We start from the raw sequence: 13,995 nt of genomic DNA, 5'->3' as shown, positions 1-13,995 counted from the left end.
ATGACCTCCCCCTCGTGGAAGGTCAGACGGATCATAACCCCTAGTCGAAGCTCGTAGAGCCGATGACTAGGGGACCAAAAACCCGAACCACCCCTACCATTCGACCCCTTGTGGGTCGGACAACACAGATTAATCTGATGCGGTTGTCCGACCCGCAAGGGGTCGTGGAATAGGGGGGATGACCGTTGATCCCCCCGGTCGTTAGGGGGCCTAGCCCCCTCCGACTCGGGGGCTAGGATCCGTCGGACCTCTGCCGAGGTCCTTATTCATAGACACTCCGCTAAAAACCATACGGTAAGAACTTTCTAATGCGTAACCCCTGACCTCCATAATTGTGGAGGTAGCTTTCTTATCGAGTGTGCTTTTAGATGAGGCAGTTATTGGTGTCGAGGGAGGCCATTGCTGTGATATTGACGATGTCCTTGACCCCGGCGTCGTGGTCGGCAAAGTAGATCGGCTTGGCGAGCCCGATCTGGATTGGCCCAATCACGTCCTCTGCGATATCTAGGTGCTTGAGTAGCTGATAGCAGGCGTTGGCAGCGGAGAGGCGAGGGAATATCAGCACGTTGGCAGGATCGCCTTTGATGCTGTTATTGGGGTATAGCTGGTCACGCCGCTGGAAGTTGAGTGCGGTCTGTAGCTGCATCTCTCCATCCACCTTGATATGTGGGTGCTCCTTATGAAGGAGCTCTACCGCCTTGCGCGCCTCCACGGACGATTCGGCATCGGTGCTACCGAAGTCGGAGAAGCTCACCATGGCGATCACTGGCTTGATGCCGAAGCAACGCACCTTTTCAGCCGCTAGAAGAGCAATGTCCACGAGGGTCTCTGCCTTGAGATTTTGATTGATCAGCGTATCGGCGAGGAAAAGCGGTCCACTCTTCATCATCACTAGGTGCATCGTGGCAAAGTGCTGATGCCCAGGTGCGATCCCCACGGTGTCGCGGGCGACATTGGCAAGGTACCCGTAGTTGGAGTAGAGCCCTGTGATGAGGCTATCGGCATCACCACACTGCACCATCATCATACCAAAGTAGTTGGGGCCAAACATCTTGTCTTTCGCCTCACTGAGGTTGCCGCCTTTACGCCAGTTTTGCTCGGTATACTTACGAGCATACACCTCCCGCTTCTCCTTCCATTCGTCGCTATGCTGATTGATGATCTGAATGGTAGAGAGGTCGAGGTCATGCTCTTTGGCAATCTGCTGAATCACCACAGGGTCGCCCAGCACAATGGGTTGGGCAATCTTGAGCTGTGCTGCCTCTGCTGCTGCACGGAGTACCAATGGATTCTCCCCAGCAGCGTAGATCATCCGCTTTGGTGCCTTTTGTGCCGATTCGTGGATACGCCTCAATAGGTGACTCATGCCACCTGTGCGTGTGGCAAGCTCCTGCTCATACGCCTCCCAATCGGTGATTTCTTTGCGTGCTACTCCTGTGCGGATCGCCGCTTTGGCCACCGCCATAGAGACGCGAGTAATCAGGCGAGGGTCCACTGGCTTAGGGATAAAGTAATCGGGACCGAAGTGCAGGGGCATGTGCCCATAAGCGCTGGAGACCTCATCGGGTACCGGCTCCTGGGCAAGGTCGGCAATAGCAATGGTGGCGGCCATCTTCATCTCCTCATTGATCGCCGTAGCTCTCACGTCGAGGGCACCACGGAAGATGTAGGGGAAGCCGATGACATTATTGATCTGATTAGGATAATCGGAGCGACCGGTAGCCATCAGCACATCAGGGCGTGCCTCCTTAGCCTCCTCGTAGGTGATCTCGGGCTCGGGATTGGCAAGTGCAAAGACCACAGGGTTGGGTGCCATAGAGCGTACCATCTCCTGAGTGAGCAGACGTGGTTGGGAAAGACCGAGGAATAGGTCGGCTCCCTTGATTGCATCAGCTAGGGTGTAGATCCCCTCTCGGTCGGTGGCGAAGAAAGCTTTACGCTCATCGAGGTTGGGGCGATCTTTGCGGATCACTCCCTTGGAGTCGATCATCACGATATTCTCTAGCTTGGCACCCAGTGCGAGATACATCTTGGTACAAGACTGTGCCGATGCACCTGCACCGCTCACCACGATGCGGGCCTCCTCTATCTTTTTCCCAGCTATTTTGAGGGCATTGAGCATACCAGCAGCTGAGATGATAGCGGTGCCGTGCTGGTCGTCGTGCATCACAGGGATATCCAGTGACTTCTTTAGCTCCTCCTCAATCTCGAAGCACTCGGGTGCCTTGATATCCTCTAGGTTGATGCCTCCAAAGGTTGGGGCGAGGGAGCTAACCACCTCTATGAACTTCTTGGGGTCCTTTTCATCCACCTCTAGGTCAAAGACATCAATGCCGGCATAGATCTTGAAGAGCAGTCCCTTGCCCTCCATCACCGGCTTTCCGGCCATTGCCCCGATATCTCCTAGCCCGAGCACGGCGGTGCCATTGGAGATGACCGCCACCAGATTTCCCTTGGCAGTGTAATCGTAGGCACGCTCTGGGTCGGCCTCAATATCTTTACAAGGAACCGCTACCCCTGGGCTGTAGGCGAGGGTGAGGTCCTGCTGCGTATTGTGCGACTTCGTTGGCCGCACCTCAATCTTGCCAGGCTGTGGGAGTGCGTGATACTCCCTTGCTGCGGCTTCTAGTTTCTTATCCATATTCGTCTTTATTTGGTGGGTTGTACTTACTTCTTATCCTTATTATTGTCGTCAGAGGGCTCAGTCGGCTTATCTTCCTGCTCCTTCTGTAGTCCCTCTTTCTCCAGTTTCTTTTGTTCCTCTGCTTGGAGCTCCTTCTCTCGTTGCTTCTCGGCCTTTTTCACCGCTTGCTTCTCGTGCCACTCCGCTGCCTCCTCTTGCCGCTTCGCCTTCTCCGCATCTTTCGGGTGCTGAGACTTGTACTCTGGCGGAATGGTTCGCTCCGTGCCATCACGAGTTGCCATATAGTGTGGTGAGAGTAGCTCAAGGTCGCGCTCTCTGCAAACATCCATTATATGCCCCCGAATCTCCGAGTAAATGGTGGCTTGTGCATTGGCCTCTGTGGTATAACCATTGACAAGGTAGACCACATAATTATCATTAAAGCCGGCTTGTAGTACAAAGGGCTTGGGAGCTTTGAGGATGCGGTCGCACCGACCGATTGCCTCTAGCATCGCCTCCTCTACCTCTTGCCAAGCAATTTCAAAGCCAAAGGTTACCTCGGTAGAGAGAATAAGCCCCTTGCTCTCTGCTAGCGAACTGTAATTGATGGTGGCAGCGGTGAGGATCTTAGAATTGGGTATGGTGATCTCCTCATTCGTTACCGTCCGCAGTCGTGTCACCAACATATTTTTCTCCAATACATCGCCAGTCACATCCTCTATCTTGATCCTATCGCCCACCCTGAAAGGTCGCATATAGGTGATCACAATCCCCGCAATCATATTGGCAATCGCACTAGAGGAGCCGAAGGAGACCAGCACGCCGACAAAGACCGAGATGCCATTGAAGGCGGGTGAGCCAGACCCTGGCAGGTAGGGGAATATCAATATGAGGAAAAAGGCAATCAGTAGGATGCGGATAATGGTGTAGGTGGGCTTGGCAAACTCTGGGTGGAAGCCTGGAATCCGCAACTTGGCGAGCTCTATCTCGGTAAAGAAATACTTCGCTAGTTTGCTCAGCAGTCGCATCACAAGGTAGATGACGATGATAAAGAAGAGGTTGGGCAGGTAATTCCACACCGCCATACCGAGGTCGCGAACTGGTGTGAGGAGGGTATGCGAAAGCTTACTCGACCAATCCCTAGAGAAGGGGAAGAGGTTGAAGATAATTGGTACCGCTACAATGATTGCCGCTACAATTAATACTATTCTTAGGAAGTTGATTACATACTCTAGGAGTCGCACCTCCTGGACTTTAGAGATGATGGTGTAGTCTTTGTACCGCCAGTCCTTAAGCCACTTATCTCGATTGACCTCTACCATTAACTTGAGCCAACGTATCACCCTATTGATGATGCGGATCAGCGCCACCGTACCAAAGATGTAGAGCACTAAGAGCCCGAGGCGCTTCAGTAGGCGGGAGGTGCTAAACTCATCATTAGCCCTATGGAGAGCTTCTGTAAGTGCCGTGCTGTACTCCTCTGCAAGTGCTTGGATAGTGGTGTCGTGCCAAAAGGCTTCATTTTGCGTGACCGTCATCAAGATGCGATCTTCGTAGCTAATATCGGCATAGTCATGGTCGTAGGTGATGGTGAGGGTATCCTCGGACCCAAAACCATACTCATAGAGGGAGTGTAGCCGCTCTTGGATATTCTTGGCTCTGTAGGCGGGGCCGTACGACCCTACCCGTATGTAGAGGGTAAAGAGGGTATCCTTTACCAGTCCCACTACAGGGTAGCCCACGGCATGTTGTCTCAATGAATCGAGCCGAGCACTCTTATCCTTTTCGTATTTTGATTGGTTCTCCTCTAGCAATCCCAGCTGACGCTCTATTGCTAGTCTTTTGATCTCATCAGAAGTCTTGAGGTTGGCCAACTGCTGTTCGAGGTTGATCTTCTGTAGGGAGTCCACCTTTCGGAGCGAATCAAGCGTGGTTACCTGTTGCTTTAGGCTGAGGAGTAACTGGTCATTGACTGTTTCTTTGGCCGCAATGCTATCCATCGCCACATCTAGTGTGGTCGGCTCTTGTGCCGAAAGGGAGAGGAGCCCTCCGCATAGGAGCCCCCACCATAGCATGATTATCAGTCTTCTATTCATATCTTATCGTCTCTTTGGTAGTGGGCGAAAAGGTTGTAGTGCCAATGTAGTCTTGCCAAAAAGCACCTCCTCACCGCTGGCCGTCACTTGCAACTTACCCCCATCGGCATAATCTATCTTCATGAGCCCTAGCATAATCATCTGATAGATATACTCCCGCCACGCTAGTGCCGAGAGGTCTCGTCCTACGCCATAAGTAGGGAGCGTGTGGTAGCCCATCGTGAGGAGCAACCGCTTTTGGGAACCCCTCAAAATATCTATCAGCATCTCCACCCCCACCTGAGCACCCGTACGCACCACTGCACTCATCGCCTTCTGAGCGATCACTGTGCCATCCATGGTCTGTCGCTTCGGCATCAGACAGACATCGCACTTGCCACAATGATCCTCTGCCTCGGCACCGAAATAGCTGAGCAATACCTTTCTCCGGCAGATATTGCCCTCACAATACCGCTTCATGTACTCCATCTTGGAGCGGTTGAGGTCTTGCATCGGCGTATCTTGTATCATCCTTTGTAGCACAAAGATATCGGCATAGGAGTAGAAAAGGAGGGCATCGGCCCTTTTGCCATCACGCCCCGCCCTACCGATCTCCTGGTAGTAGCTCTCGATATTCTTGGGCATATTGTAGTGGATCACCCACCGCACATCGGGCTTATCGATGCCCATGCCAAAGGCGACAGTGGCGCAGACAATATCCACTTGCCCCATCAGGAAAAGGCGATGCACCATATCCCGCTCCCCCGCACCCATCTGAGCGTGGTAGTAGAGGGCTTTGAACCCCTTATCATTGAGGTACCTCGAGAGCATCTCTGTATCATCTCGCTTGGTGCAGTAGATGATGCCCGAAGCGTGTGCCTCTCGCCCCTCAATAAACATCAAGATCTCCCGTAGCTTCTCCTGCTTCTTCAGTCCTCGACGGATTTCTAGGTAGATATTGGGGCGGTCGAAGTCGCCAATCGTCACGATCGGCTCTCTGAGATGTAGCTGTAGGAGGATATCCTTTTGCGTCGCTGGGTCGGCTGTGGCGGTGAGGGCGATGATAGGGGTCTTAGGGAATAGCTCTTTCAATACCCCCAGCTGGGCATACTCCGGACGGAAGTCGTGCCCCCACTGACTGATGCAGTGTGCCTCGTCCACTGCTACCAGAGAAATCTTGGCCTGCTTCACTAGTGACATACCACTGGCACTCATCAAGGTCTCGGGACTCATATAGAGTAGCTTCAGCTGCCCTCGGGCAAGTGCCATGGAGACGCTGTTGCGGTACTCCTGCGTCACGCTACTATTGATGGTGGCGGCTGCAATGCCTCGCTCTTGGAGTGCCAATACTTGGTCCTTCATCAAGGCAATCAATGGGGAGATGACTAGTGCACACCCCTCCATCATCATCGCTGGCAATTGATAGCAGAGCGACTTGCCACCCCCCGTAGGGAGCACCACCAATTGGTCGAAGCCCTGAATCACATTCCCCACCACCTCCTCTTGGTGTGCTCGGAAATGGTCGTAACCAAAATATCGCTTGAGTGCCGCCTCCATTTAGCCTCCCTATAGCTTTGTACGTAATACCTCCTTCAGAAGTTGCAGTGCCTCTTCTGCTACCGCATTGATATTTTGCTCTCGACCACGGTTCATAGCTTGAAAAAAGAAAGCTGCCCTCCGTTCGCCCGAGACACAAGCGATCCAGGCACCACAAGGGAGCACCCCTTCGCTACTCGAGGGACCACACACCCCCGTGGTGGAAAGCGCAAAGTCGGCGCCAAAGCGGTCCGCTGCCGCTTGAGCCATAGCTATCGCACACCGCTCGCTAACCAGTCCGTCCGAGAGCTCCTCCTCTGGTACCCCCAAAACATGCACCTTCGCCTCATGGGTGTAGGCGACCACTCCTCCGCGGTACCACTCCGACGCTCCTGCCACCTGGGTGAGGAGCGAAGCGACCCTCCCCCCAGTGCAGCTCTCGGCCGTGGCTAGCGTGGCACCTCGTTCCTTCAGAAGCTCTGCCACCTCCTTGTAAAGTCGCTCTACCTGCCCCATCACTCAGATGACTACTTTGGAGAAGGGGGCATCCCCCATACTGCTCCTTGCCCCACTGGCAAATCGATAGGCACCTGCCATCGCTACCATCGCCGCATTGTCTGTGGTGTAGGCGAAAGGGGGAATAAAAGCATGGCTACCACTTCGCTCGCCATAAGCCACCATCGCATCACGCAGAGCGGAATTGGCAGAAACACCTCCTGCCACCGCCACCTCCTTGATCCCTAGATCCTTGGCGGCACGAGAGAGCTTTTTCATCAATATCTCCACAATCGTCCGCTGAAGCGAGGCACAGAGGTCGGCCTTATTGTTTTCCACAAAGTGCGGATCCTTTGCTAGCTCGTCACGGAGCTTGTAGAGGAAGGAGGTCTTGAGCCCGCTGAAGCTATAGTCGTAGCCCGCTATCTGTGGCTCGGCAAAGGTAAAGGCAAAGGGGTCGCCTTCGTTACCCAATTTATTGATCACAGGGCCGCCAGGGTAGCCGAGTCCCATCACCTTGGCACACTTGTCAAAGGCCTCGCCCGCAGCATCGTCGATCGTCTTGCCGATGATCTCCATATCAAGGGGCGAGCGAACCAGCACAATCTGCGAATTGCCCCCCGATACCAGTAGGCAAAGGAAAGGAAAGTGGGGCACCTCACGCTCCACCTCTCCCTCTTGGATAAAGTGGGCCAGGACATGCGCCTGCAGATGGTTCACATCTACCATGGGTATCTTGAGCCCTTCCGACAATCCCTTGGCAAAGGAGGTGCCCACCAACAGGCTCCCCAGCAAACCAGGGCCACGGGTGTAGGCGATCAGATCGAGATCCTCCGCCCTCAGCTCCGCTCGCCGAAGCGCCTCACTCACCACTGGCACCACATTCCGAAGGTGGGCACGGCTCGCCAGCTCTGGCACCACACCCCCATACGCCTCATGTACCTTTTGGCTCGCAATCACATTGCTCAGCAGCCGATTACCCCTCAGTACCGCCGCACTCGTATCGTCGCACGAGCTCTCGATACCCAATACCACCAACTCCCCATCTATCTCGTAATTTCCTTCCATACTCATTATATATGTAGATACCTCCACAAAGATAACAATTTCACTACCCAATCACAACCCTCCGCCTCCAGAGGTGACGCATTGGAAGTTTAGTCAATAGATGTTAGATTTGATTGAATATACTCTCTATAAGGACATAAGAGCACCCGCTAGGGTGCCACTCAGCTAGCCCCCGGTCAAGGCTCGCAGAGCCGAAGACCGGCGGGAAGGAGGTATACACAAACATACGACCCTTGTGGTCGCACTCCTAATGGGTTGTGCGACCACAAGGGTCGATTGATATTTTCGCTCATTTTCCCCGCCAGTCGTTCGGGGACTCCCGTCCCCTCCGACTGGGGGCTATCTGAGTGGCACCCTGGCGGGTGCTTTTTTGGGAACCATCCCGGAGAGGTCCTGAACCATAGACACTCCACTGAAAACCATTCGATAAGACCTTTTTAATGCGTAACCCCTAGGGTGCCTAAGGTGAGGAGATTGTTACACGGTGTTCATTATTAACATCCACGGACAAATCCATACCACAAATAAGGGGGCAGATGCTCTTCATACAACAGCCTAAAAAAAGCAACAGCTAAGTGGTCAAAAGTTTAGTTGCAACTAAGCATTTGCTTTGTTGCAACTCGGCATTTGCTTTGTTGCAACTCGCCGATCGCTTAGTTGCAACTCAGTTTTCGCTTTTATATGGTGCTGAATATCAGTTTGTTATAAATGGGCTTTTTAGCCACTACTTTCTCCTATTTTATAGGGGCCATTAACTTATGAATATACTCCGAATGCGTCACCACTGAAAAGTGGTCTTACACTATTGCACAATTCAAAAATAGTTGGTAGCCTTGCACATTGATTCAAAGGGGCTGTTTTTACCCCTGTTTTGAAGAGCGCTGATACGCAAGTCGTTCATACACATAGTCTTATAGTAGGTGCTGTCGCAGACCATATTCCATTAAAACAAGGATTAAGACCTACCCATTTCAATCCGCATACGATATACTCCGTGGTCGTAGGCCATATTCCATTAAAACAAGGGTGGGGGAGTTGGCTAGTGCGTAGTGTGTGGGGTGAGGGTAAGGGATAGTTGTTATATAGCATAAGGGGAATTGGGGTGAGGTGGTGGTATTATCTGTATCTTTACGGTGCGATTATAGTATTAACCACTGGAGGCATAGGAAATGCAAAATTATAAGGACTTCTGTAGGAGGGCGATATCGGTCTTTAATCAGGCGATTGAGGAGTATCATGTGAGGGATAATGTGGATGCAAAGGTCAATAACCCTTACCCCTTTAAGTCGATTGAATACTATCTATACCTTAAGTGCTGGGTAGATACGATCCAGTGGCACTTGGAGGATATCATACGTAATCCAAATATCGACCCTGAGGAGGCGCTTAAGATCAAGCGTCGGATGGATCGATGCAATCAAGACCGTACCGACTTGGTGGAGCTGATTGATAGCTATTTCCTTGACCTTTTCTCGGGGGTGAAGGTACTGCCGGAGGCGACGATCAATACGGAGAGTCCGGGTTGGGCTATTGACCGCCTGAGTATCTTGCAGCTTAAGATCTACCACATGAGGGTGGAGACGGAGCGTGCTGGCATCTCGGAGGAGCAGCGTATCACGGTGCGTGCTAAGCTCTCGGTATTGCTACAGCAGAATGACGACCTTTCCCAGGCTATTACTACCCTCTTGGAGGATATGGCGGAAGGGCGGAAGTATATGAAGGTCTACAAGCAGATGAAAATGTACAATGACCCAACGCTCAATCCGATCCTCTATTCTCAAAACTAATTCATCAATAAATACATACAAAGGGGCACCATCGCATAAGCGACGGTGCCCCTTAAAGTTCTATAGATTGGTTACTCTATTACGATGATGAGGGAGCGGTCGGTAGGTGCCCAGTCGTAGATAAACTTGGAGTGACTGGTGGCGTTGCGGACACACATGTGGGAGCGTGGGGTGGTGCCGAGTGACCAGCTGTACTCAGAGGGCTTGGCATTGCGTCCGTTGGCGGGTACACCGTGGATATAAGCACCGTTGGTAAACCTATTCGCCCAAGGAGCATAACCGGCTATCTCCGAGCTACCATCGTGAGTGTAAAACATCTTGGCCTTCTTTTGCTGGAGTAGGAATATCCCGAGTGGGGTCTCCATTTGGTAAGGAGGTTGCTTCTTGCCGGTGGTGGCGGGGTTGGTGCTTCTAATTAGCCACTTGCCTCGCTCTTGACGCTCCACCGTCGCAATGTTTTGGTCGCCTCGATCCACAAAGATAACGTGCTCAAATTGTACCTCTCCCTCCAACTTCCTCAGATATCGCTTAGGGATCCAATAACTGCCCATGGAGCCTTTGAGCGGAGTGATTTGGTAGTAGCTTCCAATTGAATCAATCAGGTGAGTGAGCCAGCCATCTCGGCCATATATAATCGGTTGGGTAGTGTCATTGGGTAGGTAGAGTGGGGCAGATTGGTATCGCTCTACCCCAAGTGTATCGGCCACTCTACGGTACTCATTGCGTCGGTAATTCTGCACTGTTGGTGCCTCTCCGTGACCATTGCGGTAATTCTCTATCACTGCCCACTGCCCGATCTCCTCAGCTAGATTCTCCACGTAAGCCAGTTTGGCTCTAAACTGATCAAGCTTAATGCTCCTCACAGTATCTTTATAATCGTAGGTGGGGGCGAGGTAATACTCCTCAAAAAGTAGCTCTTCCCGCAGCTCTATATCCTCGCTAGAAAGGGTATCGGGCTCTTGGGCTACCGCCTCTTCAATTGCTATCGCAGCCTCTATATGTAAGGGGTTCGCTTGCTCCTCGCCTTTACTCTTAGTTTGGCAGGCTATGAGTAGTAGGGCTGCTAGCAGGGTACCTACTAGGTATCTCCATTTATTCATATCATTATTATTCTATCAAGTTGCTTATCTCTCTAATTCTAGGCAAATATAATCAATTAACCCATTTCGCCTAGCCCGCAACCCACTTTTGAAGTGAATCGAAGATGGATAATTGATAGATATTGATTACATTTGCGTCGTTTTCTGATTAAAACTAATAGGCTGAACAATGAAAATGAGCAAACAAATTAATGGGATTGTCCTGAGCCTTTTCCTTGCCATAGGGCTCTCGCTCTCAGGCTGCATCAAGCCAGAGGCACCTAATGCCGAAGCAGATATCGTGAAGTGCATCGTGGGGCAAGACCTCCTCTTTAGAGATATTCATATCACCAATAACACGGTGGAGATCACGGTCAATAGCTGGGTGGACGTGTCAAAGTTGGCACCAGTATTTGTTATTACCGATAAGGCAACCCTTGCACCTGAGAATGGCTCTATTAGAGACTTTACCAAGCCACAAATCTATCGGGTAACCTCTGAAGATGGTAAGTGGAGCAAAGATTACACAGTTACTGTCAAGAAGCCGTCACTTCTTGAGCAGCCTATTTGGACCTATAGCTTTGAGGGGTACAAGACTGATCCATATCCTATTCTACAGGAGCTAGATGAGAAAGGAAATGTTACTCTTGAATGGGCAAGTGGCAATTATGCTGTATTCTTAATGAGTGGGAAAGACTTCTACGTTACTCAAGACCCTGAGGGATACAAGGGAAATGCCGCCAAGCTACAGACCAAAAGCACCGGTTTCTTTGGCAGAATTGCCAAAAAACCTATTGCGGCTGGAAGCGTCTTTATGGGGGCTATGGATACTAAGATAATGGCCTCTAAACCTCTTGAGGCAACTCACTTTGGAGTGCCATTCATGCAGGAGCCTCATCTCTTTGAAGGTTATTATAAATACACCCCAGGCGAGAAAGTAATTAATTCTGCAAGTAAGGTGGTGGAGGGTAAGGTGGATAACTTCAGTCTTTACGCTGTATTCTTCGAGACCACCAATGAGATTCAGTGGCTTGATGGCACCAATGTACAGGATAGCCCTCAGCTGATATCTGTGGCAAAAGTGACCGAGCGAAAGGTGAGTGATAAGTGGGTGAAGTTTGAAGTGCCCTTTGAGATGCAGGAGGGAAAATTGATTGATCCCGTGAAGCTAAAGGCTGGTAAATATAGCTTGGCAATCGTAGCTTCATCGAGTGAAAATGGTGCTCACTTTGAGGGTGCTGTGGGTAGTACCTTGTGGATTGATGAACTGCAAATATTCTGTAAGTAACTTATGAGACGTATTATATATGCTGCGATAGTAATCGCACTTGGAGCTACTATGCTCTCTGCTCAAAGCAATAAAGATGGCTTCATCCGGACTAAAGATGGCTTTGAATTTGAGCTAAAAGCGGCCATCAACTTTATCGGAGGGGCTGCCCCAATGGATATCCCTCAGGAGGTCCGTTCGATTGACTCCTACAATCCTACTTTCGGAGGTTCCTTTGAGGGAGTGGCAACGAAGTGGTTCGGCGATTCTTATGGAGTGCCTGAGTGGGGTATCTCTGCAGGGTTAAAGCTGGAGAATCGCGGAATGAAGACACAAGTGACCACTAAGAACTTCCACACCTCCGTGACGATGGACAATGCTGGAGTAGAGGGCTACTGGACCGGTGAAGTGGTGATGGAGTATAGCTCCAACCTACTCAGCTTGCCTCTGCAAGCTCACTATCGCTTTAACCGCAATTGGAAAGTGCGTGGGGGGCTCTACCTCGGTTATCAGATCGATGGAAAGTTTAGCGGAATGGTTCAGAACGGCTATCTCCGTGATGGCACACCAGTAGGGGAGAAGCTGATTATGGAGCAACCATCGCTCTACGACTTCTCAAGCAATATGCAGAGGTGGCAGTGGGGCGGAGTGCTCGGCTTTTCGTGGCGTGCCTATCGGCACTTCCACATCAATGCCGACCTCAATTGGGGCTTCTCTCAAGTCTTTAAGCGAAACTTTACCGCTATCAACTACGCGATGTATCCTATTTACCTACAAGCCGGCTTTGGCTACCAATTCTAGCCACCCTCAATAGTATGCTAATAAAAAGGACCCCCGCAAGGAGGTCCTTTTTTTATTGCCACAATCCATAGTATCCGACCCGTCCGACTCGTCTGACTTGTCCGACCTGTCCGATAGAGCCACCTCAAAAATATAGAGGTGCCCTCTTTAGATTGTTGAAGTGGGATCAGAGCTGCAGGCCAAAGCCCACGCTCTCCACTATCTTCTTGATGCTGTTAGGCGTGATGGTTGCTTCATCGTACTGTACCTCTACAGTGCCAGTCTCGTGGTTGGCCTTTACCGATTTAATTCCTCGCGACACCCTTAGTGCCTCCTCAATCTGCTGAGCACAATGCCCGCACTTCATTCCTGTTACCTCAAAAGTCTTAGTCTCAATCATCTTTTATCTCCTCATATTCTACATACTCCCCGCCTTCAAGGTCCAGCGAGGCATTATCTATCATCTCTACACTCGAGGGGGCATCGTCCGTCTGTCTTCGGACCCGCTCCCGACGAGCTCTCTCCTCCTCGGCACTCTTCTGTGCCTCTTTATAGTGCTTCTTCAGCTTATAGACAGAGAGGAGTGCTCGCCGATATTTGATAGCAAATATCACTATCAATACCAGCGGTAAAAGTAATATGAACTGAAGCAAGTCGCTCATCGTATTACTCCTCTGGCTCCATTGAGTGATCCACCCAGATAAGGTTGTTCACCCTCACACCTACCTTCATCGCCTCCGTCACAAAGCGAGCACGCACCTCCTCAGGTAGCTCCTTCGTGCGTGAAAGGATCCAGCACTGTTTGGTGTTGCGACCCACCACTAGGGCATACTCATAATCCCCCTCAATGGCGAGCACATTGTAGCCCGAGAAGATGGGGCCAAAGTAGCTTATTTCCAAAGCTGCCGTATTAGGGTCACCGACAAACTGTGCTACCGCCTCAGAGCGTACCCACTGCTCCTTTTTGTAGTTGTAGCCAGAGTTAATCATCTGTACCCTGCCATCCTCCATCACGTTGTACTCAGCGGTGACATCGCTCAGGTTTCGCTCCCAGCGGTTATCCAGTCGAGCCACCTCGTACCACTTCCCTAGGTATTGCTCTAGGTCAAAGTGAGTGACAGGCTCAGCATTCTTGGGTATAGAGTGTTTCCGACGGTAAAAGGCCGTGAATACTGTAGTCGCAGCAGCACCTGCAAGTGCAATCAAGCCACCTTTGATCAGGTTCGCCACTAGCTGGTCATTTGATTTCTTCCTCTCAAACATATCTTTTTCTCTTTAATATGGT

General features: G+C 51.1%; 12 protein-coding genes. 3 read left to right on the top strand and 9 right to left on the bottom strand.

Translation table 11 applies throughout. The features are described from left to right. Positions 1-364: 364 nt before the first annotated feature. Genes MWL85_RS09500 through tsaD form a run of 5 tightly spaced genes read right to left on the bottom strand, consistent with a single transcriptional unit; the run spans position 365 to position 7,803 of the window. On the bottom strand, positions 365-2,641 hold the full coding sequence (locus MWL85_RS09500; RefSeq protein WP_244400526.1) for an NADP-dependent malic enzyme: 2,277 nt from the start codon (positions 2,639-2,641) through the stop codon (positions 365-367). 26 nt (positions 2,642-2,667) lie between these two features. Further along, complete coding sequence (locus tag MWL85_RS09495) at positions 2,668-4,719, bottom strand: mechanosensitive ion channel family protein (protein ID WP_244400525.1); 2,052 nt, start codon at positions 4,717-4,719, stop codon at positions 2,668-2,670. A gap of 3 nt (positions 4,720-4,722) precedes the next feature. Continuing rightward, positions 4,723-6,255, bottom strand: coding sequence for a RecQ family ATP-dependent DNA helicase (locus tag MWL85_RS09490; protein WP_244400524.1), 1,533 nt, complete (start codon positions 6,253-6,255; stop codon positions 4,723-4,725). Positions 6,256-6,264: 9 nt separating this feature from the next. Next, a complete protein-coding gene (locus MWL85_RS09485) occupies positions 6,265-6,750 on the bottom strand; it encodes a CinA family protein (protein ID WP_244400523.1) in 486 nt (161 codons plus the stop codon). Positions 6,751-6,753: 3 nt separating this feature from the next. After that, complete coding sequence (tsaD, locus tag MWL85_RS09480) at positions 6,754-7,803, bottom strand: tRNA (adenosine(37)-N6)-threonylcarbamoyltransferase complex transferase subunit TsaD (RefSeq protein ID WP_244400522.1); 1,050 nt, start codon at positions 7,801-7,803, stop codon at positions 6,754-6,756. A gap of 1,163 nt (positions 7,804-8,966) precedes the next feature. Here tsaD and MWL85_RS09475 point away from each other — a divergent pair. Further along, entirely contained in the window at positions 8,967-9,584 is a 618-nt protein-coding gene (locus MWL85_RS09475; RefSeq protein WP_018028831.1) for a DUF4254 domain-containing protein, read from the top strand. Between the two features lie 71 nt (positions 9,585-9,655). Here the strand turns inward: MWL85_RS09475 and MWL85_RS09470 are convergent, their stop codons facing one another. Further along, a complete protein-coding gene (locus MWL85_RS09470; RefSeq protein WP_244400521.1) occupies positions 9,656-10,684 on the bottom strand; it encodes a L,D-transpeptidase in 1,029 nt (342 codons plus the stop codon). Positions 10,685-10,859: 175 nt separating this feature from the next. On the opposite strand from MWL85_RS09470, the gene MWL85_RS09465 reads away from it, so the two are divergent. Together MWL85_RS09465 and MWL85_RS09460 are read left to right on the top strand one after the other, a co-directional pair. Next, complete coding sequence (locus MWL85_RS09465; RefSeq protein WP_244400520.1) at positions 10,860-11,951, top strand: PCMD domain-containing protein; 1,092 nt, start codon at positions 10,860-10,862, stop codon at positions 11,949-11,951. A 3-nt stretch (positions 11,952-11,954) separates the two neighbouring features. Next, positions 11,955-12,731 carry a porin family protein gene (locus tag MWL85_RS09460; RefSeq protein WP_244400519.1) on the top strand — a complete coding sequence of 259 codons (777 nt, stop codon included), beginning with the start codon at positions 11,955-11,957 and terminating at the stop codon, positions 12,729-12,731. Positions 12,732-12,897: 166 nt separating this feature from the next. On the opposite strand, the gene MWL85_RS09455 is transcribed toward MWL85_RS09460, so the two are convergent. From MWL85_RS09455 to MWL85_RS09445, 3 genes are read right to left on the bottom strand one after another with little or no spacing between them, the layout of a single operon-like run. Continuing rightward, positions 12,898-13,110 carry a heavy-metal-associated domain-containing protein gene (locus MWL85_RS09455; RefSeq protein ID WP_244400518.1) on the bottom strand — a complete coding sequence of 71 codons (213 nt, stop codon included), beginning with the start codon at positions 13,108-13,110 and terminating at the stop codon, positions 12,898-12,900. Continuing rightward, positions 13,103-13,372 carry a DUF4834 domain-containing protein gene (locus MWL85_RS09450; RefSeq protein WP_244400517.1) on the bottom strand — a complete coding sequence of 90 codons (270 nt, stop codon included), beginning with the start codon at positions 13,370-13,372 and terminating at the stop codon, positions 13,103-13,105. The genes MWL85_RS09455 and MWL85_RS09450 overlap by 8 nt, the downstream gene beginning before the upstream one ends. Positions 13,373-13,376: 4 nt before the next feature. Further along, a complete protein-coding gene (locus tag MWL85_RS09445; protein WP_244400516.1) occupies positions 13,377-13,973 on the bottom strand; it encodes a lipocalin family protein in 597 nt (198 codons plus the stop codon). Positions 13,974-13,995 lie beyond the last annotated feature (22 nt).

Origin of the sequence: Porphyromonas somerae (genome assembly GCF_022845615.1) — a bacterium.
Taxonomy (GTDB): Bacteria; Bacteroidota; Bacteroidia; order Bacteroidales; family Porphyromonadaceae; genus Porphyromonas_A; species Porphyromonas_A somerae.
The sequence above is the reverse complement of the archived record's forward strand: the minus strand, read 5'-3'. Positions and strand labels throughout refer to the sequence as shown.